The organism is Comamonas thiooxydans, from assembly GCF_000964545.1.
GTDB classification, from domain to species: domain Bacteria; phylum Pseudomonadota; class Gammaproteobacteria; order Burkholderiales; family Burkholderiaceae_C; genus Comamonas; species Comamonas thiooxydans.
The window spans coordinates 193,956-220,338 of sequence record NZ_BBVD01000003.1 but is presented as its reverse complement, the minus strand read 5'-3'; the positions used below and the strand labels follow the sequence as shown (position 1 = coordinate 220,338).

Annotated in this window: 22 protein-coding genes and 1 tRNA gene; 14 read left to right on the top strand and 9 right to left on the bottom strand. The window is 60.1% G+C overall.

Going from position 1 to position 26,383, the window contains the following annotated elements:
* The first annotated feature begins 128 nt into the window (after nucleotides 1–128).
* The 9 genes from arsC (at nucleotide 129) to Cth01_RS04740 (ending at nucleotide 9,993) form a co-directional block, all read left to right on the top strand.
* The gene (gene arsC / locus Cth01_RS04780; RefSeq protein ID WP_045838634.1) at nucleotides 129–509 is read left to right on the top strand and encodes an arsenate reductase (glutaredoxin); all 381 of its coding nucleotides are present in this window, start codon (nucleotides 129–131) and stop codon (nucleotides 507–509) included.
* A gap of 171 nt (nucleotides 510–680) precedes the next feature.
* The gene (locus Cth01_RS04775; RefSeq protein ID WP_045838678.1) at nucleotides 681–2,222 is read left to right on the top strand and encodes a Do family serine endopeptidase; all 1,542 of its coding nucleotides are present in this window, start codon (nucleotides 681–683) and stop codon (nucleotides 2,220–2,222) included.
* Nucleotides 2,223–2,504: 282 nt separating this feature from the next.
* The gene (locus Cth01_RS04770; protein ID WP_034378165.1) at nucleotides 2,505–4,070 is read left to right on the top strand and encodes a phosphatase domain-containing protein; all 1,566 of its coding nucleotides are present in this window, start codon (nucleotides 2,505–2,507) and stop codon (nucleotides 4,068–4,070) included.
* An 85-nt stretch (nucleotides 4,071–4,155) separates the two neighbouring features.
* Entirely contained in the window at nucleotides 4,156–4,560 is a 405-nt protein-coding gene (locus Cth01_RS04765) for a hypothetical protein (protein ID WP_012839717.1), read from the top strand.
* A gap of 146 nt (nucleotides 4,561–4,706) precedes the next feature.
* A complete protein-coding gene (locus Cth01_RS04760; RefSeq protein WP_034378164.1) occupies nucleotides 4,707–5,366 on the top strand; it encodes a response regulator in 660 nt (219 codons plus the stop codon).
* The gene (locus tag Cth01_RS04755; protein ID WP_045838633.1) at nucleotides 5,363–6,730 is read left to right on the top strand and encodes an ATP-binding protein; all 1,368 of its coding nucleotides are present in this window, start codon (nucleotides 5,363–5,365) and stop codon (nucleotides 6,728–6,730) included. The genes Cth01_RS04760 and Cth01_RS04755 overlap by 4 nt, the downstream gene beginning before the upstream one ends.
* A 156-nt stretch (nucleotides 6,731–6,886) precedes the next feature.
* The gene (locus Cth01_RS04750; RefSeq protein WP_034353895.1) at nucleotides 6,887–7,909 is read left to right on the top strand and encodes a sensor domain-containing diguanylate cyclase; all 1,023 of its coding nucleotides are present in this window, start codon (nucleotides 6,887–6,889) and stop codon (nucleotides 7,907–7,909) included.
* A gap of 120 nt (nucleotides 7,910–8,029) precedes the next feature.
* On the top strand, nucleotides 8,030–9,499 hold the full coding sequence (locus Cth01_RS04745) for a sensor domain-containing diguanylate cyclase (protein ID WP_034378225.1): 1,470 nt from the start codon (nucleotides 8,030–8,032) through the stop codon (nucleotides 9,497–9,499).
* A 188-nt stretch (nucleotides 9,500–9,687) separates the two neighbouring features.
* On the top strand, nucleotides 9,688–9,993 hold the full coding sequence (locus Cth01_RS04740; RefSeq protein ID WP_034353892.1) for an MliC family protein: 306 nt from the start codon (nucleotides 9,688–9,690) through the stop codon (nucleotides 9,991–9,993).
* A 149-nt stretch (nucleotides 9,994–10,142) separates the two neighbouring features.
* Here Cth01_RS04740 and Cth01_RS04735 read toward each other — a convergent pair whose 3' ends face one another.
* Entirely contained in the window at nucleotides 10,143–11,033 is an 891-nt protein-coding gene (locus Cth01_RS04735; RefSeq protein WP_045838632.1) for a LysR family transcriptional regulator, read from the bottom strand.
* 169 nt (nucleotides 11,034–11,202) lie between these two features.
* On the opposite strand from Cth01_RS04735, the gene Cth01_RS04730 reads away from it, so the two are divergent.
* The 4 genes from Cth01_RS04730 to Cth01_RS04715 all read left to right on the top strand — a co-directional run bounded on the left by Cth01_RS04730 (nucleotide 11,203) and on the right by Cth01_RS04715 (nucleotide 16,031).
* Nucleotides 11,203–12,201 (top strand): Bug family tripartite tricarboxylate transporter substrate binding protein, encoded by a 999-nt coding sequence (locus Cth01_RS04730; protein WP_034353886.1) that lies wholly within the window; start codon nucleotides 11,203–11,205, stop codon nucleotides 12,199–12,201.
* A gap of 77 nt (nucleotides 12,202–12,278) precedes the next feature.
* The gene (locus tag Cth01_RS04725) at nucleotides 12,279–13,562 is read left to right on the top strand and encodes a TolB-like translocation protein (RefSeq protein ID WP_034378154.1); all 1,284 of its coding nucleotides are present in this window, start codon (nucleotides 12,279–12,281) and stop codon (nucleotides 13,560–13,562) included.
* Between the two features lie 340 nt (nucleotides 13,563–13,902).
* The gene (gene chrA, locus Cth01_RS04720) at nucleotides 13,903–15,258 is read left to right on the top strand and encodes a chromate efflux transporter (protein ID WP_045838631.1); all 1,356 of its coding nucleotides are present in this window, start codon (nucleotides 13,903–13,905) and stop codon (nucleotides 15,256–15,258) included.
* A 155-nt stretch (nucleotides 15,259–15,413) separates the two neighbouring features.
* Nucleotides 15,414–16,031, top strand: a complete 618-nt coding sequence (locus Cth01_RS04715) for a YdeI/OmpD-associated family protein (protein ID WP_174447014.1) — start codon at nucleotides 15,414–15,416, stop codon at nucleotides 16,029–16,031.
* Between the two features lie 350 nt (nucleotides 16,032–16,381).
* Here the strand turns inward: Cth01_RS04715 and Cth01_RS04710 are convergent.
* Together Cth01_RS04710 and dmeF are read right to left on the bottom strand one after the other, a co-directional pair.
* A tRNA-Arg gene (locus Cth01_RS04710) sits at nucleotides 16,382–16,456 on the bottom strand.
* A gap of 51 nt (nucleotides 16,457–16,507) precedes the next feature.
* Nucleotides 16,508–17,461: a CDF family Co(II)/Ni(II) efflux transporter DmeF gene (dmeF, locus tag Cth01_RS04705; RefSeq protein ID WP_045838629.1), complete on the bottom strand. Its 954-nt coding sequence runs from the start codon at nucleotides 17,459–17,461 to the stop codon at nucleotides 16,508–16,510.
* 71 nt (nucleotides 17,462–17,532) lie between these two features.
* On the opposite strand from dmeF, the gene Cth01_RS04700 reads away from it, so the two are divergent.
* Complete coding sequence (locus tag Cth01_RS04700) at nucleotides 17,533–17,808, top strand: metal/formaldehyde-sensitive transcriptional repressor (RefSeq protein WP_034353877.1); 276 nt, start codon at nucleotides 17,533–17,535, stop codon at nucleotides 17,806–17,808.
* A 45-nt stretch (nucleotides 17,809–17,853) separates the two neighbouring features.
* Here Cth01_RS04700 and Cth01_RS04695 read toward each other — a convergent pair whose 3' ends face one another.
* The 6 genes from Cth01_RS04695 to Cth01_RS04665 are packed head-to-tail and all read right to left on the bottom strand — an operon-like array spanning nucleotide 17,854 to nucleotide 26,381.
* Nucleotides 17,854–18,129 carry a hypothetical protein gene (locus tag Cth01_RS04695; protein WP_045838628.1) on the bottom strand — a complete coding sequence of 92 codons (276 nt, stop codon included), beginning with the start codon at nucleotides 18,127–18,129 and terminating at the stop codon, nucleotides 17,854–17,856.
* A gap of 57 nt (nucleotides 18,130–18,186) precedes the next feature.
* Nucleotides 18,187–22,425 carry a translocation/assembly module TamB domain-containing protein gene (locus Cth01_RS04690; RefSeq protein ID WP_045838627.1) on the bottom strand — a complete coding sequence of 1,413 codons (4,239 nt, stop codon included), beginning with the start codon at nucleotides 22,423–22,425 and terminating at the stop codon, nucleotides 18,187–18,189.
* Between the two features lie 2 nt (nucleotides 22,426–22,427).
* Nucleotides 22,428–24,335, bottom strand: coding sequence for an autotransporter assembly complex protein TamA (locus Cth01_RS04685; protein ID WP_045838626.1), 1,908 nt, complete (start codon nucleotides 24,333–24,335; stop codon nucleotides 22,428–22,430).
* A 4-nt stretch (nucleotides 24,336–24,339) separates the two neighbouring features.
* On the bottom strand, nucleotides 24,340–25,527 hold the full coding sequence (locus Cth01_RS04675; RefSeq protein WP_003071236.1) for a vWA domain-containing protein: 1,188 nt from the start codon (nucleotides 25,525–25,527) through the stop codon (nucleotides 24,340–24,342).
* Between the two features lie 18 nt (nucleotides 25,528–25,545).
* Nucleotides 25,546–26,148 carry a GNAT family N-acetyltransferase gene (locus Cth01_RS04670; RefSeq protein WP_045838625.1) on the bottom strand — a complete coding sequence of 201 codons (603 nt, stop codon included), beginning with the start codon at nucleotides 26,146–26,148 and terminating at the stop codon, nucleotides 25,546–25,548.
* An 11-nt stretch (nucleotides 26,149–26,159) separates the two neighbouring features.
* Nucleotides 26,160–26,381: a hypothetical protein gene (locus tag Cth01_RS04665; RefSeq protein WP_003071240.1), complete on the bottom strand. Its 222-nt coding sequence runs from the start codon at nucleotides 26,379–26,381 to the stop codon at nucleotides 26,160–26,162.
* Nucleotides 26,382–26,383 lie beyond the last annotated feature (2 nt).

Here is a 26,383-nt window from a genome sequence, read left to right as displayed (position 1 = left end):
CTCCTCATGATGTTTTGCAGGCAGTCTATGAGATGGCGCTCTGCCTGGCTCTGGCGCAGCCGGCATAGCTGCTATGCAGTGACTGCCTGCCAAGCCTTGGACAGGCACAGGCTCGCTACACTGCAGTCATGACTACAAGTACAAACACCCCCGTGAATCGCCCTGACATCACCATTTTTCACAACAGCCGCTGCAGTAATTCGCGCGGCGCGCTGGCGCTGCTGCGCGAGCATGGCATCGAGCCCAATATCGTCGATTACATCGCCACGCCGCTGACGGCGCCAGAGTTGGCAGAGCTGGTGGCACACCTGGGCGTTTCGGTGCGTGACTTGCTACGTACCAAGGAGGCTCAGTTCAAGGAACTGGGTCTGGACAATGCAGCGGTCAGCGATGTCCAGCTGATTCAGGCCGTGGCTGCGCATCCGGTGCTGCTCAATCGACCCATTGTGGTCACTCCCAAGGGGGCCAAGCTTTGTCGCCCGCCGGAGCTGGTGCTGGAGCTCATCTGAGCGAGGTGGGTTGCAGATTGAAAATGGCCTGAACTCCTTGAGCTGCCGATGCAAGCAGCTTCTGGTTCAGGCGCATTGGTGAATACCGCAAGCGCCTAAGTCTCGCCTAAGTGTGGACGTTCAAACTTCCCTTCAACGACACCGATCCGGTGCTTTTTTGAAAGGATGACCATGAACACAATTCTCTCCACACCCCGCCGATTGGTCATGGCCCTGGTGGCCGCAGGTGCGATCGGCGCACTGGGCGCCACCGGCGCCGGCCTGGTGGGAACCCGCAGTGCTGCCCAGGCGCAGGTGACGCAATCTGCGGTGGTTGCACAACCTGCAGCCCTTAACCTGCCTGCGGTGAATGCTCCCAATTTCGCAGATATCACGGCGCGCAACGGAGCGGCCGTGGTCAATATCAGCGTGGTGGGTTCCTCTCGCACCATGAGCGACGATGAAGGCGACCAGACCAGCGAACGTCAGCAACAGGGTCAGGGCATCAGCCCCGATGACCCCTTCCTTGAGTTCTTCCGCCAGTTCGGCTTTCCTGGAATGCCGGGCGGGCAGGGCATGGGGCCACGTGCGCAGCAGCCTGATACACCCATGCGTGGCCAAGGCTCGGGCTTTATCGTCTCCAGCGACGGCGTGATTCTGACCAATGCCCATGTGGTGCATGGCGCCAAGGAAGTGACGGTCAAGCTCAACGACCGTCGCGAGTTCAGGGCCAAGGTGCTGGGAGCCGACCCCAAGACCGATGTGGCGGTACTCAAGATTGACGCTGCCGGGCTGCCCACGGTCAAGCTGGGCCAGACCAGCCAGCTGCGTGTGGGCGACTGGGTGCTGGCGATCGGCTCGCCCTTCGGCTTTGAGAACAGCGTGACGGCTGGCGTGGTGAGTGCCAAGGGGCGTTCTCTGCCCGATGATTCCTTTGTTCCCTTCCTGCAGACGGATGTGGCGATCAACCCCGGCAACTCCGGTGGCCCGCTGTTCAACGCACAGGGCGAGGTCGTGGGCATCAACAGCCAGATCTACACCCGCTCGGGCGGGTATCAAGGGGTGTCGTTTGCGATTCCCATTGAGCTGGCAACCCGTGTGCAACAGCAGATTCAGGCAACGGGCAAGGCCCAGCATGCCAAGCTGGGCGTGAGTGTGCAGGAGGTCAATCAGGCCTTTGCCGATTCCTTCAAGCTGGATAAGCCCGAAGGTGCATTGGTGGCTAGTGTCGAAAAGAATGGCCCTGCCGCCAAGGCCGGACTGGAACCGGGCGATGTGGTGCGCAAGGTGGATGGCAAACCCGTTGTTGGTTCGGGCGATCTGCCGGCCTTTATCGGCCAGGCCTTGCCGGGGCAGAAAGTGACGCTGGAAGTCTGGCGCAAGGGTGAATCCAAGACTCTGAGTGCGACCCTTGGCGATGCCAGTGACAAGGCTGCGAAGGTGGCCAAGTCCTCTCCGGACGCTGACAAGGGAAAGCTGGGGCTGGCTTTGCGCCCCCTGCAGCCTGAGGAAAAAAAGCAGATTGGCGTGGACTCCGGCCTGCTGGTGGCTCAGGCCAGCGGTCCGGCAGCAGCAGCAGGTATCAGCCAGGGAGACGTGCTGCTGTCCATCAATGGTGCACCTGCCGGAAATATCGATGAGGTGCGGGCCGCAGTCGCCAAAGCGGACAAGACCGTGGCCGTGCTGATCTGGCGCGATGGCAACAAAATCTTTGTGCCGGTGCGCCTGGGTTGAGTTGATCCCTTGCCGTATGAAGGACCGCATCCTTAGGGGTGCGGTTTTTCTTCTCTGCTTTTATTGATTGAAAACAAAAAATATCTGAATAAATGAATATTCGGTGGATTTCCACATGATGTTGTCATGTTTCCAGAGGTAACGAGTTTCTAGAGATGTAATGCCATAGACTGCCGGGCCAAAGCATTCATTCGTCTTTTTGACGCCGTGTGGTGGCGATTCGGCGTGACCGCAAATACATCGTGACGGCCCTCGGAGCAGGCGCTGCGAGGGGAGGATTTTTTGGATCAGCAACACAGTCTGCAGGTGCAAGGCCTGGGCGCTTCATATGGTCCACGCGTGGTTTTGGCCGAAGTGGATTTCACACTTCCGCAATCAGGCGTAACCGCACTGCTGGGCCCTGCGGGTACAGGAAAATCCACGCTGCTGCGCACGTTGGCCGGACTGAACGCGGTCAATCCGCGTTTTCGCAGCTGGGGGCAGGTGGTCTATGCCGCTCAACCATTGCGTATGCCTTTGAGCGCCGACGGCGTGCAGGCCTTGCCGCGCCTGGTACAGCAGCATGCCCGGCTTATGCGCGCCAGTACCCAGGATGCTCTGATCGAGAAAGCACGTCAGACCGAGCACCGTGCGCCACTGGAGTGGCGTCAGTGGGTGACTGAACAGCTGCAGCACTATGGCTTTGCCGAGCTGGCCCAGGCTCTGGACAAGTCCACCATGCTGTTGAGCGCGGTGCAGCAACGCGCCGTAGCCATTCTGCGCGAGGCCTGGGCCCGGCCTGCGGTGTTGATGGTGGATGAGCCCACGGCCGACCTGGAAGGCTATGAGGCATTTTTGCTGCTGGACTTGATCAAGCAGATCGGCCAGCAGTGCAGTGTGCTGCTCGTCACGCACCATCAGCAGCATGCCCAGGCTGCTGCCCAGCAGATGTTGTTGCTCGCAGGTGGTCATATTCAGGAAGCTGCAGCAATGGCGGTGTTCACTCTGCGGCCGCTCAGTGCCGCCGGTCAGCAATTCCTGCGTACCGGCAGCTGCGCTGTCCCCATGCCGGGTACCCCTTTGAATGAGCTGGCCGATGATGTGTTGCCGCCACCTCCCTTGCCTGTCGCAGCCTTGGCGGCCATTGCCGAATTTTCCGACCTGCCGGCATCTTCGGCAGCAGTGAGTGAGGTCGTTGCTCCCTTCAAATTGGAGCCCGTGCTGCCTGTGCCAACGTCGGTCTCTGCGTCTGCACCTGCACCTGCACTGTCGCAACCGGCAGCGGTCGCGGCATCTGGCCTGTACTCTGCAACCAGCTACCAGCCTCGCACCGTGAATGCGGCTGTGCTGATGGAAATGCAGCCACTGCTGGCTGCTGAAAATGCCATGCCAGCCAGCCGCGGCCCGAACGGATTTTCCTGGCTGGTGCCAGGGAGGCTGGCAGGTACGCCCTGGCCGGGCGTGGTCCATGACATGGACGCCGACCTCAAGGCCTTGAATCGTTGCGGCGTCACCATGCTGATCACGTTGACGGAAAAGGACTTCCCGCAGGATGCCTTGGCCCGCAATGGGCTCAAGAACTTTCACCTGCCGGTCTATGACCACGAGCCACCGACAGTGGCACAGATGCAGATGCTGCTGGCACGCATGTCGGTCGCCCTGCGCCGTGGAGAGGTGCTTGCCGTGCACTGCCTTGCAGGATTGGGCCGTACCGGAACCGTGCTTGCCGCCTGGCTGGTACGCGAGGGCCTGACTGCCGAAGAGGCGCTGCGCCGTGTGCGATTGATTGACGCTCAGTATGTGCAATCCGAGGCACAGGAAGCGCTTCTTTATGAATTCGAAAACGCATTGCTGCAAAAGATGGCGTGATGTTTTCAAGACCACCAAAGCATGGGCGCTGCGGACTGCAAACGGCCATGACGCAAAAGATTAGCAATAGGAAAGTGAGAGCGTAATGAGTTTGGATACCGTGTTGACACAGGCCGTGGCTTCGGTCCCCGAGTGCTTGGCCGCTGGTTATGTGGATGCTGCTTCGGGCATGTTGCTGTCGATCCGTACCGTGGATTCCCATCCGCGTGAGGTGATTGATCTGGTGGCGGCTGCTACGGCCGACCTGTTCAACGGCCCCAATGTCTCCATGATCGAGACCATGTTCAAGCGTTCGCGCGGCCTCAGCGATGATGGTCACCACTATTTTCAGGAAATCATCGTCAACAGTGACAACCTGATTCACGTCTTTCTGCGTAGCAAGGCAGTGCCCGACTATGTGGCAGTCTTTGTCTGCCGCCGTACCGCCAACCTGGGCATGGCATTGACCAAGGCACGTATGGCGATGCCGGGCATCGAAGCTGCGGTGTAACCGGCAGCCCTTCATGTGAGGTGGCGGCTTGCCCGCTTGGGGTGGAGCTGCCTCGCTTGCCGCCTTGCGGGCATGCAGGCTGCGTGCGATGCATCCTTTGTTTCTGGTGCTGGGCATTCCCGCTGTAGCGGCGCTATCCTTGCTCCATGCGTTTACTGCTCGTTGAAGATGACACCATGATCGGCCAGGCCGTGCTGGCGCTGCTGCGCGGTGAAGGCTATGTGGTGGACTGGGTTCAGGATGGCGCCCAGGCCGATACAGCCTTGCATGGCCACCAGTACGATCTGGTGCTGCTCGACTTGGGCTTGCCCAAGCTTGATGGCTTGCAGGTGCTGCGCCAGTTGCGTGCGCGCAAGGATGCCACGCCGGTGCTGGTGGCGACCGCCAGGGATGCCGTGCGTGACCGCATTGCGGGGCTGGACGCCGGGGCCGATGACTATGTCATCAAACCCTATGACATGGATGAGCTGCTGGCCCGCATTCGCGCGCTAACGCGGCGTGCGGCAGGGCATCTGGATGCGGTGTACGAGCATGAGGGAATCATGCTCAATCCCAATACTCGCGAGGCCAGCGTGAATGGCCAGCCGGTCACTCTGTCTGGTCGTGAATGGGCGGTGCTGCAGGCATTGCTGGCAAGGCCGGGGGCCACGCTGTCACGTCAGCAAATCGAAGACAAACTCTATGGCTGGGGCGACGAGGTCAGCAGCAATGCCGTGGAGGTCTATATCCACGGGTTGCGTAAAAAGCTCGGCGCTGCCGCAGTGCTCAATGTGCGCGGTCTTGGTTATATGGTGCCCAGGCCATGAGCGAAAACCAAGCATTGCAGCGGCTGAGGCTGCCCGGCTCGCTGGGCGGGCGTCTGTTGCTTTTCATCGGCATGGCGATTTTGCTGGTGGCCGTGCTGCAAGGGGTGTTTGCCTATCGCAATGCACTGGCGCAGACAGATACCCTGTTCGACTACCAGATGCAGCAGACGGCGTTTGCACTGCGGGCGGGTCTGCCGGTCGATGCCAAAGGCAGACCGCAGGGAACGCCTCCCGAAGATGAAAACAACGAGTTCATCGTCCAGGTCTGGACCAATGAGGGACTGAGAATTTTCGAGTCGGCTCTGGGTGATGCCTTGCCCCAGATGGCAGTGCTGGGCTTTGCCGATGTGCCTGCGCGTGGCACGACCTACCGTGTGTTTTCACTGCAGACACGCTCTCAGGTGATTCAGATTGCTCAGGACATGCGCGTGCGTCAGATCCTCGCGCGTGAAGCCGCCTGGCGCAGCTTGCTGCCTGTGGTGCTGCTGTTGCCGCTGCTGGCGCTGGCCGTGTGGTGGGTGATTCGCCATTCACTGACTCCCGTGCAGCGGGTGCGCAGGGAGCTGGCCATGCGTCAGCCTCAGGATCTGGCACCCGTTGCGGAGCATGATCTGCCGGATGAGATGCGCCCGCTGGTAGAGGAGCTCAACAGCCTGCTGCAGCGCGTACGGCAGGCTTTTGAGGCACAGCAGAATTTCGTGGCAGATGCTGCGCATGAGCTGCGCTCGCCGCTGGCCGCGTTGCAGCTGCAATTGCAACTGCTGCGCAAAGCGACGGACAGCTCCGAGCGCGAGTCAGCGCAGGCCCGTCTGGCGCAAGGAATCGAGCGCGCCGGGCGACTGGTGGAGCAGTTGCTTGCATTGGCCAGGCAGGAAGCCAGCCCGCAGACTGAAAATGCGCGGCTGGCTGACTTGCGCGTGCTGGTCGAGCAGGCTCTGGCTGATGCCGCGCCTGCTGCCCAGGCCAAGGGGCTGGACATGGGTCTTAGTGAAGACCCGCAGCAGCAGTCCGCATTCAGCGTGGCCGCAGACGCCGAGGCGCTGGCGGTGTTGCTGCGCAATCTGTTGGACAACGCCATCAAATACGTGCCCGCCGGGGGGCGAGTTGATGTGGGCTGGTTGCAGGACGAGCACGGACGTGCACTGGTGGTGGAGGATTCGGGTCCAGGCATTGCACCGGCCGAGCGCCAACGCGTCCTGCAGCGCTTTGTTCGCGGTCAGGGGGCTGGTGGCATGGCCGGCGGCAGTGGCCTGGGGCTGGCCATTGCGCAAAGCATTGCGCAAAGCAGCGGTGCCCAGCTGTGGCTTGACGAGTCGCCGCAACTGGGCGGTCTGCGTGTCAGGGTCCTGTGGCCTCAGTCCTAGTCTGACAATCGATTGCTTGAAAATACAGACGTTGGGATCTGGCTTTCATTGCATGATTGAACGATAGTCTCAGTCGAATGAAAGTGATGATGCCTAGGCTTTAGGCTTTGCTTGAGCTGCCGCACTGGTCGTGCGGCCGTACCCCCAAATTGCACCATGCCATCAATTATTCAACGCCTTTCCCAGACCGTCTCCGCATCTCAGAATCTGCCCAGCTTCACGCGACCTCTTCTGGAAATCATGGTGGAAGTGACTGATCTGGAGTCGGCCTATCTCACCACCGTGGATGAGGTGCGCGGTATTCAGAATGTTCTGTATTCCCTCAATACGGGAGAGATGAAGATCCCCGAAGGGCTGGAGGTGCCCTGGCACGACACCTTGTGCAAACGGTCGCTCGACGAAGGGCGTACCTTTACTGACAACGTTGGCGAGTGCTGGGGCGACTCGGATGCAGCGCGTCAACTGGGTATCCAGACTTATGTGAGCACGCCCGTGCGTTTTTCCAATGGTGCGCTGTTCGGCACTTTGTGTGCAGCCAGCGACCATTCAGTCGCGCTGGCAGCGGAGGCCGAGGATCTGCTGCGCCTGTTTGCCAAGATCATTGCAGGCTTTGCCGAGCGCGAGCAACTGGTGAGATCGCTGCAGCATGCCAACGAGGAGCTGGCCTCGTTGGCCATGCTCGATTCCCTGACTGGATTGCCCAATCGCCGCTGCGTGACCGAAGAACTCAACCGACTCATTGCTCATTGCCGCCGCACCCGTGAATGGGTGCTGGTGGGCTTTGTGGATCTTGACCGCTTCAAGCAGATCAATGACCAGTTCGGTCATGAGGCAGGGGATGCATTGCTGCGTGCCATGGCCGAACAACTGCGATCAGGACTGCGCAGCAGTGACATGCTGGCTCGTTTCGGTGGCGATGAATTCGTCATGGTCGGTGCCGGGCCTTTGCTGGATGAAGACGCTGAGGCCGTGATCAGGGAGATGCAGCTGCGATTGAGCAAAGCCTCTGTTGCCCGTTTGCAATTGGCCGACGGGCGTGAGATCGAGTACGCAGGAGCCAGCGTGGGAATGGTCTGCTTGATGCCCGATGACACCGATGTGGATGATGCTTTGCAGAAAGCCGATGCCGCAATGTACAAGGTGAAAGCCGCAAGGCAGAGACTGCCTGAGGTGATCTGACCTGAAAAGACTCCGCAGGGAGTCTTTTTCATTGCGGCGAGATAGTTGCTCGACTCTTGCAAAAGAGGGCTGAGTGCAGGCTTGAAGTCTCGGTAATAATCGTTGGCGGAGGTATCGTTTGTGAAAAATTCGCTCGCAGAAGGTCTGGACTTCGAGGATATGTTCAACCTGGCACCGGTATCGCTCTGGATGGAGGATTACAGCGGCCTGAAACAGATTTTCGATCAATGGCGGGCGCAGGGGGTGAGCGATCTGCTCAGCTTTCTCAAAGAGGATCCGGAACGGCTCAGGCTTTGCAGTCAGTCCTACAAGGTGCTGCGGGTCAATCAGTACACGCTGGACCTGTTCAAGGCCGAAGATGAGGAAACCCTGAAGAGCCGGCTTAGCGAGGTCTTTCGCGGCGACATGCTCGACAGCATCATGAATGAACTGGTCGCTCTCTGGGAGGGGGTGCTCAGTTTCGAGACCCGTTCGGTCAACTATGCCCTGGATGGACGGCGGCTCGATGTGCAGGTGAGGGCGCGTGTACTGCCGGGCTACGAGCAAAGCTGGAGCCGGGTGCTGGTCTCTCTGGAGGATGTGACGGCGGAGGTGCAGAGCACGGTGAAGCTGCAGCGCAGCGAGCAATACGCCAGAGACCTGTTCGAGTACTCCCCGGTGTCGCTGTGGGTTGAGGACTTCAGCGTGGTCAAGCGCCTGATGGACGATGTGCGAGCGCGCGGAATCACCGATTTCCGGACTTTTCTGAAAGTGCATCCGGAATTCGTGACCCGCTGCATGCAGGAAATCCAGGTGCTCGATGTCAATCGCCAGACGCTGCAAATGTTCGGTGCCGAGAGCAAGCAGCAACTGCTGCAGAATCTGTCCAAGGTTTTCAGGGGCGAAATGTACGATTCGTTTGCCGAGCAGCTGATAGACCTTTGGGAAGGGAAGCTGGTGCAGCAGCGGGAAGTGGTGAACTACGGGCTGGCTGGCGATGTGCTCCATATTCATATGGAGTTCGCCATCATGAGCAGCCACGCGGAGAAGTGGGGTTTGGTTCTGCTGTCACTCGTGGATATCACCGCTCGCAAGAAGGCTGAGGCTTATCTTGAATATCTGGGCAAGCATGATGTGTTGACCCAGTTGCGCAACCGCGCTTTCTATACCGAAGAGCTCAACAGGCTGTCGCGCAAAGGGCCCTGGCCCTTGTCCATGCTTGCCATAGATATGAATGGACTCAAGGTCGTCAACGACGAGCATGGGCATACTGCAGGCGATGCCATGCTCAGGCGTATGGGCGAAGTTCTCTCCAAGGCAGTGGATGCGCCGGCCTGCGCCGCCCGCATTGGTGGTGATGAGTTTGTCGTGCTATTGCCGGGAACTGATGAACGTGGTGCCGTGGCATTGCAGGAGCGCATCTTGTCCTTGCTGGAGTTGAACAATCAGTTCTATCCGGGTCACAGCATCCAGGTTTCCATGGGCCATGCCTGTGGCCTGGAAGGCACGCCGATAGAAAGCATTGTTCAAGGGGCGGACAAGGCCATGTATGCTGAAAAAGCACGCCTTTACCGGGACAAGGAGCGCGACAGGCGTGTGAGTTCAGCCTGAGCTCAGATATGCGTCAATCAAGCTCCACTTCGCGTTGCGGTCTGACTCGTTGGCAGGAGCTTGTAGCAGGTTGGGATCTCCCAGCCTGTCGAGACAAAGGTGATCTGCCAAGTGTTGGAAGTGCCACCAGACACAAGAGTTCTTCATGACTGCTTGAGTCTTGCCTTGAAATATCACGGGAGAAGTCTATGAAAGTCATCGGGCTTGCCATGTTCGCCGCAATCGCCGTCAGTGCCTGCAGTTCTGCGCCGTCTCAAGACGCAGACCGTGAAGTTGCATTCACCTGTGCAAACGGAGAATCCATTTCGGTGCGTTTCTCGCCTGCCAACAGCAAAGCAGTCTTGATGCGCGGCGGTCAAGGCATAGAGCTTCCACAGCAGCCAAGCGGCTCCGGATTTGTTTACAGCAACGGGCCCAATACCATCCGAGGAAAAGGACTGGATCTGACGGTCGAGGTCGGCCGCATGGTGCCGATTCAATGCAAGGCCCGGTAAGAGGCCCTCTGACTATCGCCGGAATTCCACCCCATCCATGCACATGTACTCGGTTGCGGGCGCAGACCCTTGAGACGCATTTGGCGTTCGCCGTCATCTGACGCTGGAATTTTCTTGAGTGGCTAGTCTTTGCTGCAGGGCTGGGCTGCTTATGTTGCCAGCTGTTTTTGCAGCTCCTCGACAAAGCATTGCGTGCGTTCCGAAGGTGCCGAATGACTGGGCAGTGCCAGCACCACCTCTACTGAGCACTCGGGCAGGAACGGTTTGATGCAGAGGCTTGACGCAAATGTTGCCGCCACGTAGGGGTTCACTACGCCCAAGCCTGTACCTTGCGCGGCAAGGCAGCAGATGGTGGAGGAGTAGGTGGTTTCGACAGTTGAGCTGGGGCGGACATCATGCTCGAGCATGGTTCGCTGCAGCTGCAGGTAGATGTTGTCGTCGGAATTCAAGGTCAGCAGCAGCTGGTTTTCCAGGTCCTGGACATGCAGGCTGCTGTGCGATGCCAGAGGATGGCCTGGATGCATGACGCAGACGGCCTGGGTCTGATGCAGAACGCTTGCGTTGAGTTCAGGGGAGCCAATGGCCATGGTACTGACGACCAGGTCAAACTGGCCGTGCAGCAGTCCTTCCCGAAGATGTGTAGTACCTAGTGTCTGCAGGCTGATGTGTGTACCCGGGTAGTGCAGCAGAAAATTGTGCAGGGCCGCGGGAACGATGGACAGTCCCAGTGCCGGGGTGCAGCCTATGCGCAGAGTGCCTGCACCGAACTGCCGCAGCCCCTGAAGGTCGCGCTCAATGCGCTCCAGACCTACGAAATGTTGCTGCACCGTCGAAAAGAGCTCCCGTGCCTCTGCAGTCGGGCGCAGCCGCCCTTTATGCATATCAAACAGCTTCAGGTCCGCGCCGGTCTGCATCTGAGCCAGCAGACGGCTGATGGACGGCTGCGTGGTGTGCAGCAGCTGCGCAGCGGCGGTCGTGGTGCCGGTTTGCATCACGGCACGAAATGCTTCAATTTCTTTAAAACTCAAAGGGCGTGGCATGGCGCAATCGGTTTGATGCTGAGGATGAAGGGTATACCAACCGCGTATAGATGAGTTTGAAAAATGAATTTTTCCGAGTAGGTTAGGCTTTCTACACTGACTTCCATACGAATAAGTGCATGCGTTTTCAGGAGTTGAGGGCGCATCAATCAATCCAAGGAGTCATTAGATGGTTTGCATTAGCGCTCGTCGCTCTCTGTGTCTGGGAGTGCTGGCTGCCGCAACGTTGGCGAGCGTCGGCTCGGCCTGGGCTGAAGGCAGCTCCGCATATCCCAATCCTGCTCGTCAAATTCGCATCATCGTGCCGTTCACTGCGGGTGGCAGCTCGGACGTGCAGGCCCGTATGCTTGCCGACAGGCTCGGCCGTATGTGGAATCAAGCCGTGGTGGTTGAGAACAAGCCAGGTGCAGGCGGCCATCTGGGTGGGAAATACGTGTCCGATCAGCCGGCGGACGGCTACACGCTGATGGTGGGATCCATCGGATTGCATGCTGCTTACGGGGTTTACAAGAAACTGCCTTACGACCCTGCCAAGGAGTTGCGCGTTGTCACCGTGCTGGCGGAGATGCCTCATGTCGTGGTTGCAACCCCCAACCTGCCGGTCAAGAATCTGCAGGAGCTGACCGAGCTGGCCAAGAAGGATCCAGGCAGCATCAATTTTGGCTCTGCTGGCGTGGGCTCGTCGGTTCACATGATGGGAGAGCTGTACAAGCTCCAGTCCGGCGCTCCCATTGTTCATGTTCCCTATCGTGGAAGCTCGGCAGCGCTCAATGATTTGCTCGGTGGCCAGATCCAGTTGATGTTCGAGAACCCTCCGACAGTGCTGGCTCATGTCAAGGGCGGCAAGCTCAAGGCGCTGGCGGTGACCGGCAATGAGCGCCTGGCGGCGCTGCCGGATGTGCAGACGACCGGTGAGGCAGGAATGAAGGACTATGTAGCCACATCATGGACCACGGTTGCCGTGTCCTCCAAGGTGCCTCAGGCCCTCGTGCACAAGCTCAGTGAAGACATCCGCAAGGTGGTCAATACACCCGAGTTCCGCAAGGGGCTGCAGGATCAAGGGATGAGTGCCGTGGCCAATACCCTGGCAGAAGCGCAAAGCTTTGTGGCCAAGGAAAAGCAGCGTTGGGACCAGGTGATCGCTGCCGGAAAGATTACGGCGAATTAACCAGAGCCGGGCTTCTTCATGCCCTGCATCGCTTTCGAGTCGCAGCCAGTCGCTGCGACGCTACTGCTTGATATCCAATGACGACCTCTTCTCATTCTTCTTTTGCTCCCTGCCGACGCGTGGGTGACGGCAGCCTTCATCATTTCTTCGGCTACTACAACAAGTCCAACTGGGACAAAGGCAATCGCCTGCTGGCAGCCCAGCAAACGCCCTGGATGGACATTTACCTGACGCCAGAGGTCAAGGCCACGATTGGCTATTTCGACACTCAGGACGGTGACCGCTTTCACGCAGTGGGCGAGACCGGTGCCTGGAACTTCCAGATGGGCAGCCAGCTGCAGTGGTTAGATGGCGCACCGGGTCGCAAGCTGATCTATAACGATCGCACGGGCGATATGTCAGCCCGTTACCCGGGCTTTGGCGCCGTAGTGGTGGATGTGGATACGCAAGAGCGCCGAGTTCTGCCCATGCCCGTGTATGTGGTTGCACCCAGCAGTGCCTGGGCGCTGTCGGTCAACTACCGGCGCCTGTACATCACGCACGAGACCATTGGTTACAGCGAGCCGGGACAGCCTTTTGAATTGCCTCTGGCGCCCGCAGATGACGGCATCTGGTGCATGGAGCTGGCGACAGGTGATTCCCGGTTGCTGGTCAGCTATGAGCAACTCAAGGCATTCCATCATGTGTCGTCGATGGACAAGGCCATCCACTGGGTCAGTCATATCGAGATCAACCCGGCTTCTTCACGCATCCTGTTTTTGCATCGATGGACAGAACGTGTGAAGGATGAGACCTGCTTCCTGCATCGCCTGATCACCATGAACCCGGACGGTTCGGACATGCGCTTGCTGGAGTGCTCCGATCATCCGCTGCCGCAGCTGGCTGACGACTTCGACCCCAGTGCCGCAGGCACGTTTGACTATGAAAAGTCGGAGTACCAGATCTCTCATCCCTTGTGGCAGGACAACGAGCACATCATTGTCTGGGGGCCACATGCCGGCGAGATTCACTACCACCTCTATCACGATGTTGAAGGAGGAGAGGTGAAAGTGATTGGTCGCGATGTGCTGGTGGAAAACGGCCATATGACGTTCTCGCCGGTGAGTACCCGCTGGATGCTGAGTGACACCTATCCAGATGACAGGACACACGAGCGCTTTCTGTTCCTTTTCGACATGCAGACCGGCGAGCGTCGCAATCTGGGCAGTTTCTATGCCACTCCGGAGCTGAGCAAGGAAAACCGCTGTGACCTGCATCCACGTTGGAGTCGTGATGGCAAGCAGGTGTGCATTGACTCGGTGCATGAGAGCCAGCGCCAGATGTATGTGCTGGATGTCTCGTCGATCGTGGAGGCGGCCTGATATTGAAAGCAGCGCTATCGGTGATGATGGTTCTGGTGATCCGAGCTGCGGTGTGCTTCAAGAGGGAAAATTCCGGAGCTCGATGTCTTCGTCTGCGCGAGTGAGCTGCCGCGAAGGAGCTCTGGGCGTTGAGGGCTGAGATGCCTATCCTTGTGGCGCACAGCAAGTACGGCTCTGCTCCATGTGCTGGCGCTGCTCTCGGTAGCTGCAGACTTTGTCTTCGGCGTGCATGAGAGCTCAGGCGACTGGGCTAGAATTCCTGCATCGGGAAAGCAGCCTCCCGTCCCGCAAGGGTAGACGGTGTCTCGTCCAAGAGCTGGATATTCCCTATGGAGCTTTTATGGACACCGCTTTGCCCAGGCCCACCGATCCGGTTGCGCCAGCCTCTCTTTCGCTTTCAGAAGCGCTGCGTTTCTGGTTGAAGCTTGGATTCATCAGCTTTGGCGGCCCCGCAGGTCAAATAGCACTCATGCATGAGGAGCTGGTAGACCGCCGTCGATGGATTTCCGAGAAGCGATTTCTCCACGCCCTTAACTACTGCATGTTGCTGCCGGGGCCCGAGGCTCAACAGCTTGCAACGTATCTGGGATGGCTGCTGCACCGGACATGGGGTGGCATTTTGGCAGGGGTTCTTTTTGTCCTGCCATCGCTGTTCATCATCATTGCTCTGGCCTGGCTGTATATGGCCCACGGGGACATGCCGGTCATTGCGGGCATTTTCTATGGCATCAAGCCCGCTGTGACAGCGCTTGTGGCACAGGCAGCCTACCGAGTGGGCTCCAGGTCGCTCAAGAGCAGCTGGCATTGGGGCATTGCGGCTGCTGCGTTTGTCGCCATTTTCGCGCTCAATGTTCCGTTTCCGCTTATCGTCATTGCGGCTGCAGCCATCGGTTTCATCGGTGGCAAATTGCGACCTGAGGTCTTTGGTGGCTCCAGCCATGAAAAAAGCGATGCGCGTCAGCCAGTCGGGGCCGCATTGATCGATGACGACACTCCAACTCCGCCGCATGCACAGTTTTCCTGGCGAGGATTCTGGAGGGTGTCGCTGGTCTGCCTGACGCTGTGGGGCAGCGCAATGGGCGTGCTCGCCACGGCGTTTGGTCTGGAATCACCGCTGGTACAAATGGGATGGTTCTTTACCAAGGCTGCGCTGATGACTTTTGGGGGCGCATATGCGGTGCTTCCCTATGTTTACCAAGGCGCGGTGGAGAACTTTCATTGGTTGACTGCAACACAAATGATCGATGGCCTGGCGTTGGGGGAGACTACTCCGGGCCCTCTCATCATGGTGGTGTCCTTTGTGGCTTTTGTGGGCGGCTGGACAAAAGCGATCTTCGGTGTGGATTCGCTGCTGCTCGCTGGAGTCGTCGCTGCAGTGATCGTGACCTTCTTCACTTTTCTGCCGTCGTTCTTTTTCATTTTCCTGGGTGGTCCCTTTATCGAGTCCACCCACGGCAATCTGAAATTCACTGCGCCATTGATCGGAATCACCGCTGCGGTCGTGGGTGTCATTCTGAATCTGGCAGTCTTCTTTGCCTACCATGTAGTTTGGCCCCAAGGCTTCGCAGGACACATAGAGTGGCCGTCGATTGCCATTGGTCTGGCAGCAGGCATCGCGTTGCTCCGCTTCAAGATCAATGTCATCTACGTCATTGTGGCGGCAGGGCTGACAGGATTGCTTGCGCAGTTGTTGTGATCGCTCAAGCCCCTGGTCTGGGGGCGAGTCGTGGGGCATTTTGCGACTGCCATAGGCTGGGAGCTCTGGTTAAACTTGTCTTACCCCACCATCAACCAGGTTCCTGCCTCTATGCCACGAATCGCGCTGATGTTAATGCCGCATAGGTCCAGGTGATGCCTACTGTCAAATCCATCATCCCGCTTGAGCTTGCTCCAACCCTGTTCAAGAGCGCCAAAGCCTTCGAGGCCTGGCTGAAGAAGAATCATGCTACTTCCGAAGGCCTCTGGCTCAAGATCGCCAAGCGAGGCTCCAACGAGCCCAGTGTCACCTACCCCGAAGCGGTGGAGATTGCGCTGTGTTGGGGCTGGATCGATGGACAGAAGAAAAGTCTTGACGATCAACACTATCTCCAGCGCTTCACGCCGAGGCGTGCGCGAAGTGTCTGGTCGAGAATCAATGTCAACAAGGTACAGGCACTCATTGAAGCGGGCCGCATGCAGGCCCCGGGTCAGGCTCAGATAGAGGCGGCCAAGGCTGACGGGCGCTGGGCGCGGGCCTACGACGGTGCACGTACGTCCACGGTGCCCGAGGATCTGCAGGCTGCACTGAATGCCAAGCCGGCCGCCAAGGCCTTCTTTGCAAGCATCAATGCCTCTAATCGCTACGCGATACTGTGGCGTATCCAGACTGCCGCGAGAGCCGAGACGCGCGCCAGACGCGTCGCTCAGTTGGTGGAGATGCTTGCCCGTGGCGAAACCATCCATCTCTTCAAGCCGCGTGCCAAGGCTTGATTGCGAAGTACGCATGCGTATGGGCATTTTGCATTGAGCGGCCCGCGTTCCTGTTGCTGTCTGGTTGCCTGCGGCGAAAAGCATGACTCATATACCAGCGCCAGAGAAGGGCTGCTCGATATTCACGCCGACGAGGGCAAGGGTTGGGTGACGAGGGGGACGAAGCCATAGGGCAAGACTGGGGGCATCTGAAATGTGCCCTCAATTTCTAAAAATGTACCCCCAGATGTACCCCCAGATACCTCCGGATTGCCATGCACTTCAGTGGACTACGGTGGACTATAAAATTGACGCTATCGAGGGGGAAAAGAAAAAGGCCGGAAGGTGGTGAACCTTCGCGGCCTTGAATTTGGTCCCCCCGACAGGAATCGAACCTGTATCTGTCGCTTAGGAGGCGACCGTTCTATCCATTGAACTACGGGGAGGGACGCTGGATTCTACCTGCGTTACCAGCCTGCTGATTTCAACCGACGTATTTATGCCGGCTCTGTGCGGTTGACTTCGACAGAGACGTGGGTGAGTTCTTCGTGCACCGACAGCAGCTGGCGAATGTAGTCGGGGGTGACGGTGGCAGCGCCCTCGATTGCGATGATGCAGGCATAGTGATTCTTGCCCACGCGCCAGACATGAAGGTCGGTGATGTTGACGGGCTGCGGGCCTTGCGCGATGGCATCACGTACCTCTTGCACGACGGGGGCGTCCATTTCGGCATCGAGCAGCACGCGGCTGCTATCGCGCAGCAAACTGAAGGCCCACGTAGCGACCATCACAGAGCCGACCAGGCCCATGACCGAATCCAGCCAGGCCAGGCCCAGCAACATACCGCCCAGCAGGGCTGCGATGGCCATGACCGATGTGGCTGCGTCTGCAATTACGTGCAGATAGGCGGAGCGCAGGTTCAGGTCGCCATGCGCATGGTCGTGTCCATGGTGATGATCGTGGTGGGACTCATGGCCGTGGTGATGGTGATGACCATCCTTGAGCAGCCAGGCACAGGCCAGGTTGACCAGCAGGCCAAGAGTGGCCACGCCTATGGCTTGCTGATAGTGAATGGCGGCAGGCGAGAGCAGGCGTTGTACCGACTCAAAAGCCATCAGGGCGGCAACCAGCAGCAGGCAGATGGCGCTGGTGTATCCCGCCAGGATTTCTATCTTCCAGGTGCCGAAACTGAAGCGCCTGTCATTGGCCAGCTTGCGTGCCGCGGCATAGGCGCTGACGGACAGGCCCAGTGCCAGAGCGTGTGAACTCATATGCCAGCCATCGGCCAGCAGGGCCATGGAGTTGAAGTAATAGCCGGCGGTGATTTCCAGCACCATCATGGCCAGCGTCAGCAGCATCGCCAGCTTGGCATTTTTTTCGCCCAGCGGATTGCCCTGGTCAAAGCTGTGGGAGTGTTGTCGGGACAGGGGGGAGTCGGTGTATGAGGTCATGATTGGCTTGGTTTCATATACTCTACCCCAGTATATTTTCCATGCCGGCAGGAGGACTACAATTCCTGCATATGTCGCATACCGTTTCGAATCAAAAACCGTTGCTTGCGCGCATCCGCCGCATCAAGGGGCAGACGCAGGCTCTGGAGCGGGCTCTGGAAGAGGGGCAGGACTGTGCCGTGGTGCTGCAGCAGCTGGCGGCCGTGCGCGGGGCCGTCAACGGCTTGATGCTGGAGTTGCTCGAAGGCCATGTGCGCGAGCATCTGGGTGCCGAGGCCGCGAAGCCCGAGCAGCGTGAACAGGACTTGGAGCTGGTCGTGAAGGTGCTGCGTTCCTACGTCAAATAGGGCTGGGCCGCAGGCGTGGGCGGCCTGCATGGATGAAGCGGTGGATCAGGGCTGCACCAGCGCCGCGAGATCATTGACGAATGGCTGCACGTCAGGATGGCCGTGCAGCCATTGCCTGCCCAGAAATTCTTCGATCGACTGCTGCTGTAGCCCGAGGCCGGGCCGGCGGGCCGATGCGGCCTGCAGCAGGTCATGAGCGCGGTTCATAACTTGCTCGCTGTCTGCGGCCGCAGGCCCACCCAGTTCCTGCATCCATTCCTGCTGGATGCGGAGTATGAGCTTGCCCGCGGCTTGCTCAAGCGCAGTGCGGTTGCGTGGCATGGCAGGATTGATGGCTTCTGTCGCATGCGAGCAAGGGGATGAAGGCAGTTTTCATGCTTAGTCCTTGCGAACGGTATAGACGATGTCCATGGCGCTGGTCATGCCGGTCTGGGCGCGCAAGGTGACGCTGCGCGACAGGTCGTAGAAGATGTAGATGATGCCCATGGCTCCCGACAGGCTCTGCTCGTAGGTCAGATAGAGCTTGTCCGAGATACGCTTGCCCATGGTCAGCGCAGCGCCCGCTGCATCCGTGCCGTTCCCGCCGCCCTTGAAGCCGACTTCATCGAGCCCCAGGCTGCCAGCAATCTTGCCGCTGGAGCTGTTGCCACCAGCCAGCAAGGCCATGGCGGCCTGTTGAAGCAGGGCGCTGCTGGCCCCGCCGGAGGCGGGATCGCGGCCCATGACTACCCAGGAGAGCTTTTCCGCGTCGGGCAGGGCCGGGTCAGAGTACAGCAGCACGCGTGGCGCACTGGCCGTGCCCAGCACCTGCACACCGGCCTTGACGGCAATATTCGGGCGCAGCGCCAGTATGTCCAGCGAGGGGTTGTTGTAGGGGCCATTGAAGCGGATCAGCCCGGTTTCCACATTCAGCGACTGTCCCCAGGCGCGGTAGCGGCCTTGCTCGGTACGGATTTCTCCGGTCACGCTGGGCGGGCCGCCGATGTAGCTGGCTCCTCGCACTTCAAGCTGGCCCAGCAGTCGCGTGGTGATGCCAAAGCCTTGCAGCGCAAAGTCACGGCCCATGTCGAGCTTGACGAGAATGTCGGGCACCTTGCGCGGCGTGGCACGGGCCTGATCCTTGCGGGCCTGTTGCTCGGCGCGCTGGCGCTCTTCCTCTTCGGCCTTGCGCGATGCCGCCGAGCGCACCACCACATCCTTGTCCAGCGACGGTGCGGACTCCTCGGGCAGGATGATGGAGGCTCTGTCGACCGTCAGGTCGCCGCGCAGCGTGAACTGGCCTTGCTCCAGCCTGGCTTGCAGATCGCCGGAGACGCTGACCTGACGGTCGGCGCGCACAAGCACCTGCAGCTTGCTGGCCTTGGCCTGCAGATTCATGCTCAGGCCTGATTCGCTCCCTGTACCCGGCGGTGTGAACTGGGCATATCCCGTGCCGGTGAGCTGGCCGCCGTCTTCGGGTGCACGGGTCAGATTGCCGCTATATCCCAGAATGCGCGCTTGACTACCCTTTCCGCCCTTGAGGCGCAGTTCGGTGATGTCCAGCCTGGTGCCTTGCAGCTTGGCGCGCAGAATGCCGTCACGCAGGTCCACGCCATCGAGCAGAGACACGATATTGAGCCCATCGGCCTTGATATCGCCCTGCCACTTGGGGTCCTGCAAGGTACCGCTAATGCTGGCGTCCGCCGCCAGCGTGCCCTGAATGCGCCAGCCCGGTGGCGCAAAAAGGGCCCACAGTCCCATATCTGGCATATTGGCGTGCAACTGACCGGACAGAGGCGCCGTGGCGGGCAGCGTCCAGCCGTCTTGCTGATAGCTGAGCTGGGTGCGCAGGTCGGCGTTGAGCTGGCCTGCACGCTCGCTCTCCCAGAGTAGCTTGGCGTTGACCTGACTACCCTGTGCCTGTACGTTGAGGCGTACGTCCTTGATGCGCGAGCGCATGCCTGCGCCGCCGATCTGGCGCGTACGTGTCCCGCCGGCGCGTTTGGCGGTGGGGCCGGTAGTCTGGATGACGGTAGTGCTGGAGCCATCGTCCACTGCCAGCCGCAGATCGCCTGCGGCGCGCTCGACCGTGAGATCGGCCTTGAGATCCTTGCCCAATGTGTCCAGGTTCCAGCGCGCGTTGAAGCTCAGGTCGCCGGAAATGCCGGCTGCTTCCAGCGGTGGCTCGTCGTCGCCCAGGCTGAATGCATCGACCCAGGCCAGCGGAATTCCAAGGGCCTGTCCTGCGCTGCGCAGCCCCCATTGGCCGCTGCCGGTACGGGTGACGGAGCCCTCATCCCATGCCAGCTGGACAGGCGCCAGTGGCTCGCTGCTGGTACGTCTGATGCCCAACTTCGGGGGCGTGATCTGCAGCTTGCCGGCGCTGAACTGATAGACGGTGCTCAGCACCGTGCTGCCGCTGGTTCGCTGCCTGATCTGCACGGGCGCAGCGGCTTGCAACTGCACCACCCAGGGGCCGGGCTTGTGCTTGTCGGGTGTGAGCTGGGCCTGCAGCTTTTCCAGACTGGCCTGCCAGTCCAGCGGTGCCATGGCCTTGCCGCCTGTCAGGCCGGCCTGCAAAGCGGTGTCTATCTGTATGCTCTTGCCAGCTTGCTGGGCTTGTACGGTCAGACCGATCCTGGCATTTTCGGGGCTGCCGTCAATGTTCAGTGCAAGCGCAGGCAAGACGGCACCCTGATCGACTGCGGAGCCGGCAGGCAGATAACGAATCTTCTCGGCGCGCAGCTTGGCCTGAATCTGCAAGCCGCTTGCGGGAATGGCCGCACCATGGGGGGCGCTCAAGCGCTTGAGCAGATTTTCCCAACCGCCCTTTAGAGCCAGTTGCAAATCTGCGCTGCCATCGAGTTGAGCACCGCCCAGCGGATCCTTGACGCCCGGCAGCTTGCGCAACCATTGCGTGAGCGTGTCCATGGAGCTGAGCTGCAGCTGGCTCTGGACAGTGCCGCTGGCAGGACTCATCTGCCCGTCAAAGTTCAGCTGCGCACCGGGCGCCGTAGCCTTGAGTCGAGCCTTGGCCTGCTGGGTTTCGGTATTGAACTCCACGGACCGGGCATCGACACTGGCCTGCAGGGCTTCCATCTGCAGCTTTTCCAGCTGCAGCAGCGGGGCCTGCCACTGGCCTTTGGCAGCCAGTGTCTGAATGCGCAGCGCCTTGCTGTCGCGCTTGCCGCCCGCTGCGTGCAGATTGGCGGCAAACACTATCTTGCTGGCAGCGGCATCGCCGCTGCCAGGTTCGGCTTGCACAGCCTTGGCGCTAATCTCGCCTTCCAGAGGGGCTGCTTCCAGCGTGCTGTAGAGATCGGCCGGGTTGAGCTTTTCCACAACAGCCAGGCCTTCAAACAACTGGGTGCTCGGAGTGAACTGACCGCCGAGAGCGATATTGCCCTTGCCGATCTGGATACGAGAGTCGTCGACCTGCCATTGCTGGCCGTCGAAACGGACTTGGCCCATCAGCTCGGCCACGGGCAGGCGCTGCTTGTCCCAGGGGCCGGGCAGTGCGTTGCTGAAACTGGTGTTCAGGTTCCAGGGCTGAGCCTCCAGGTTCGTAGCTGGAGCTACCGTTTCGTCGGGGCCAGCCTGCAATTGGCCGGTCAACAGGGTGCGTGGCCCTTGAGGCCAGAAGGCCGAGACATCGAGATTGTGGAGTCTGGCCTTGGCTGCCAGCAGCGGCTGGCTGCGCCAGGGCATGATGCTGGCCTCCACATCCGCCTGCATGGGGGCGGTATCTGCTGCTGGCCCGGACGTCGAGACTGAGGGCTGCGGGTTGTCTTTGAGTTTGGGGTCGAGAGCTGTTTTTACTTGAGTGTCTGCGCCAGAGCCGGAGGTCTCTGCGCTGGCATTGGCCTTGATCTCCAGCCTAGCCGCTTCGGTGGCCAACGTGCCTTCGGCCGTCACCCTGGCCTGCACGGCTATGGTGTTGAGGGCGTCAGCGCTTTTGTCCAGCGGGTTGGGCACTTGCACATCGCCTGTTGCCTCGGCCTGCAAGGACATGGGGGCGGCGCCCTGCAATTTCAGCTGTGCCTGGTAGGCGCCCTGGGCAAAGCGCAGACTGCTGACTTTGAGTTCGTGATGTGTGCCCGTGTATTCATAGCGACCGCGAAGGTCCTGCACCACGGCTTCAGGCGGGCCTTGCCAGATGATCTGATCGACCTTGAAGGGCAGCTCTATCTTCACTGGAAGGGTCAGCGACTGCAGCGGTTCGCTGGCGGGTTTTTCGGGGTCCGGGGTGCTGGCAATGCGCAACTCGGCAATGTGAACCTCACCCAGCTTGAGTGTGCGCGACAGCAGCAAAGGCCTGAACTGCCAGCCGATCTGAGCTTCCCTGACCTCGACCTTCATGGTCGGGCTTTGCCATTGCAGCCAGCCAATGTGGCCACCGTTCTTGACACTGCCCGTGACCTCTTTGGCGACCAGGGACTGGTCTGCGGGCAGCCAGCTGGCCACGCGCTGCAGTGTCTGGTGGAGGGAGTCATCCTTGCCAATCCACCATAGCAGGCTGCAAAGCGCCAGCACCAGGGCGAGCAGGGTCGCTGCAATAGTCCAGCCCAGTGCGCGTAGCCAGCGGCGGCGCTTGGGGAGTAAGGTCTTGGCGATAGGGTGTGTGTCTTGTTCTGCCATGCTTAAAACGTGAAGCCCAGACGCAGGTGCAGGCGCAACTGTTGCTCCTGTGCGCCCCAGGCGAGATCTGCTTGAATTGGACCAACCGGGCTTTTCCAGCGAATGCCGGTGCCAAAACCGACGCGGGTGTAGAGGCGGTTGATGTCGTCGCCAACGGTGCCGGCATCGATGAAGACGGCGTGCTCGAAGTCCTGGGTGTTGCCCTTGATGGTGATGGGCCGCTGCCATTCCACGCTGCCCATGGCCAGATAGCGGCCGGCAATCACGCGGCCGTTGTCGGTGCGTGCGCCAATCGACTGATAGCCATAGCCGCGCACCGTGTTGTCACCGCCTGTCAGAAACATGATGGTGGTGGGCAGATCCACATCTTTCTTGGCCATGACGGCACCGATTCCTGCCTTGAGCTGCAGGCGGTTGTGGCGTCTGGTTTCCTCATCGCGCTCACCCAGCGGGATCAGGCTGAGCCAGCGGCCCGTGAGGCGCCCGAACGGCGAGCGTTGCGGCGTCAGCGTGGTGCCGGCGCCGGCTTCCAGGGCCAGACCGAAGCCCGAGGTAGGCAGCAGGTTGTTGTCGAAATAGCGGGCCGTCCAGCCATAGTTGGCCAGCAGCGAGGAGGCGCCGGGCGGAGCACCTGCTCCCTGGGTCTTGGCGTAGTCGTACTGCAGGTACAAATTGCGCTCTATGCGGTCTTCTGCCTTGGAGCGACCAAAGCGCATCTGCGCACTATTGGTGTTGAAGTCGCCTGCTGGCGCACGCTCTAGCTTGCCACTGGCAAACCAGCGCCAGAGGTCTTCACCGGGCAGGCCGACCAACTGAGTGGAGATCAGCGGGTTCTTACTGTCCAGCTGCAGCTTGCTGACGGCGCGCCAGTTCAGACCGGGAACCTTGTTGTAAGTGTGATCGATGGACAGACGAGGTCCGGTGTCCGTGCTCAGGCCTGCACCGAACACCCATTTCTGCAGCTTGGCCTCGCGCACCTTGGCAATCACGGGCGAGGTGATGGCAGCACCCTGATTCTTGCGCTGCTCGTCGCGCTCAGCTTCGGTAGCGGCCTGTTGCGGCGAATCGGCCAGCGAAAGAAATACCGAGTCGTAATAGCCGCTGCTGACCAGGCGCTGCTGCGCATCGAGCATGCTTTGCAAGTCATATTCCTGACCTTCCGGAAGGCGCGCAATACGGGCCGTGCGCACCGGGTCGTAGCGCTCGGCACCATCAATCTGCAGAGGACCGAATGTATAGGCCGGGCCGGGGTCGTAACTCACGCTGACCTGGGCCTTGTTGGTGTCGGCATCCACATCGGCCAGACTGGTATCTATGCGGGCCAGCGGATAACGGCGCTTTTGCAGTTCCTTGAGACCACCGCTCTTGGCGCTGCTCCAGGCCGATTGCGAGAATTGCTCGCCGCTCTGCAGCGGCCAGGTTTCCTCGATCTGCAGGCGCTGAGAAGTCCCCAGCTCGTCGCTGGCATTGACGCCGGTAAACCGCACCTCGGATTTTTCAATGATGGTGGGCGGGCCCGGATCGACCTTGACCACTACTTTGCGCGGTGCTTCTTCCTCGGGGGTATCGGTCAGCTCCACGGTCACCGTGGGGCTGAAATAGCCCAAGGTGCCTATCAGCTCGCGTACGTTGGCATCGGTCGCGCCCAGCAGGCGCGTCAGCTCGCGGCGCTGCAGATCGGGCTGGTGGCGAAAACGCTTGAGTTCAAGATGCTGCTCCAGCAGCGCACGGACTTGTTTTGGGGCATCGACTTCCAGCGTGAAGGCGGGGGGACCACTGGTGTCGATGCCCATGGCTTCGGCTTCTTTGTCTTTGGGGGAAAGCAGGCTGCAGCCGCTGAGGAGCAAGGCGGCTCCCAAAAGCAAAGCCGGCCTCAAGGCCGGCTTTTTCAAGGGCAAGGTCTGGGGCATGCCCCTATTTTGACAGCATGCGCATGGCGTCTTCCAAGCCTTTGAGCGACAAAGGGTACATGCGGTCTCCCATCAACTGCTGGATGATGCTGATGCTCTGGCGGTACTGCCATACGCCCTGTGGCTCCGGATTGATCCAGGCAAAGTGCGGGAAGGCGTTCGTCAGGCGCTGCAGCCACTCGGCACCGGGTTCCTCGTTCATGTACTCGACCGAGCCGCCGGGCTGCAGGATTTCATAGGGGCTCATGGTCGCGTCGCCAACAAAGATCAGCTTGTAATCCTTGTTGTACTTGCGAATGATGTCCCAGGTCGGGAATTTCTCGGCAAAGCGGCGGCGGTTGTTCTTCCACATGAAGTCGTAAACACAGTTGTGGAAGTAATAGAACTCCAGATGCTTGAGCTCGCTCTTCACGGCCGAGAACAGCTCCTCCACGCGCTGGATATGCTCGTCCATGGTACCGCCCACGTCCATGAGCAGCAGCACTTTCACATTGTTATGCCGCTCGGGAATCATCTTGATGTCGAGATAACCCGCATTGGCTGCCGTGGAGCGGATGGTGTCCGGCAGATCCAGTTCCAGTTCGCTGCCCTGGCGCGCAAACTTGCGCAGGCGGCGCAGCGCGACCTTGATGTTGCGCGTGCCTAGTTCCTGGGTGTCGTCATAGTCGCGGTAGGCTCGCTGCTCCCAGACCTTGACGGCGCTCTTGTTGCGGCCCGGCCCGCCAATGCGTATGCCCGCCGGGTTGTAGCCGCCGTGGCCGAAGGGGCTGGTGCCGCCCGTCCCGATCCATTTGTTGCCGCCCTCGTGGCGCTCCTTTTGCTCCTCCAGGCGCTTCTTGAGCGTCTCCATCAGCTCGTCCCAGCCCATGGCTTCGATCTTGGCCTTGTCCTCGGGGCTGAGCTCGCGCTCCAGAAGCTTTTGCAACCAGTCCTGCGGAATTTCCTTGGTCAAGTCGGCCAGCATCTCCACACCCTTGAAATAGGCGGAAAAAGCGCGGTCGTACTTGTCGTAGTGCTTCTCGTCCTTGACCAGAATGGTTCGGCCCAGGTGATAGAAGTCGTCCAGGCTCCAGCGATCCTCGCTCTTGGGGCCGATGATGCCCGCGTCCAGTGCCTCCAGAAGAGCCAGAAACTCCTTGACCGACACAGGCAGTTTGGCGGCACGCAGGGTGTAGAAGAAGTCGATCAGCATGAAAAATGTCTCCAGCGCTTATGCGGCGGGTGCATGCTGCTCCAGAAGATAGAGCAGTTGTGCACGGGCTTCAGGCCATTCGCCACTGCGCATGCTGTACATCACGGTATCGCGAATCGTGCCGTCGCGGCGCAGCGCATGGCCGCGAATCACGCCATCTTTCTTGGCACCCAGGCGCTCAATGGCGCGCTGGCTGGCGAAGTTGAAGTTGTCCGTGCGCCAGCCCACCACATGGCAGCCCAGCGTACCGAAGGCATGGGCCAGCAGCAGCAGCTTGGCCGAAGTGTTGACATGGGTGCGCTGCACGCTTTTGGCATACCAGGTGTAGCCAATCTCCACACGGCGAATGGCTGGCACGATGTCGTGATAACTGGTCGTGCCCAGCACTTTGCCGCTGGCATCGTCGAGCACGGCGAACGCAAAGCGGTGGCCCTGGTCGCGGCCCAGCAGCGCGGTTTCGATATAGCTGCGCACCTCGCCAGGCTCGGGCACGGAAGTCACTCGAATCCTCCACAGCTCTCCATCGGCAGCGGCCGCTGCCAGTCCAGGCTCATGGCTCAGATCCAGCGGCTCCAGTCGCACGCCGCGGTCGCGCAAGGTCACAGGTTCTACAAAAGTCATGGCTTGCTCACTCAAAGTGGATTGCGCTTGCTGCGCCAGAGTCGGGCCAGCTTGAGCCCCAGGCCTCCACCCAGCCCCACCATGGCAATGGCGGCAATGCTGCCCGCACCATAGCCCTGGGCAAACAGGTCAAGGCCCAGCACATGGGACAGGCCCCAGCCCAGCAGGGCTCCGCCCACAAAGCCGATGGCGTCGGAGCCGCCTTCCAGCAGCAGTTGTTGTGCAGTGCTCATGG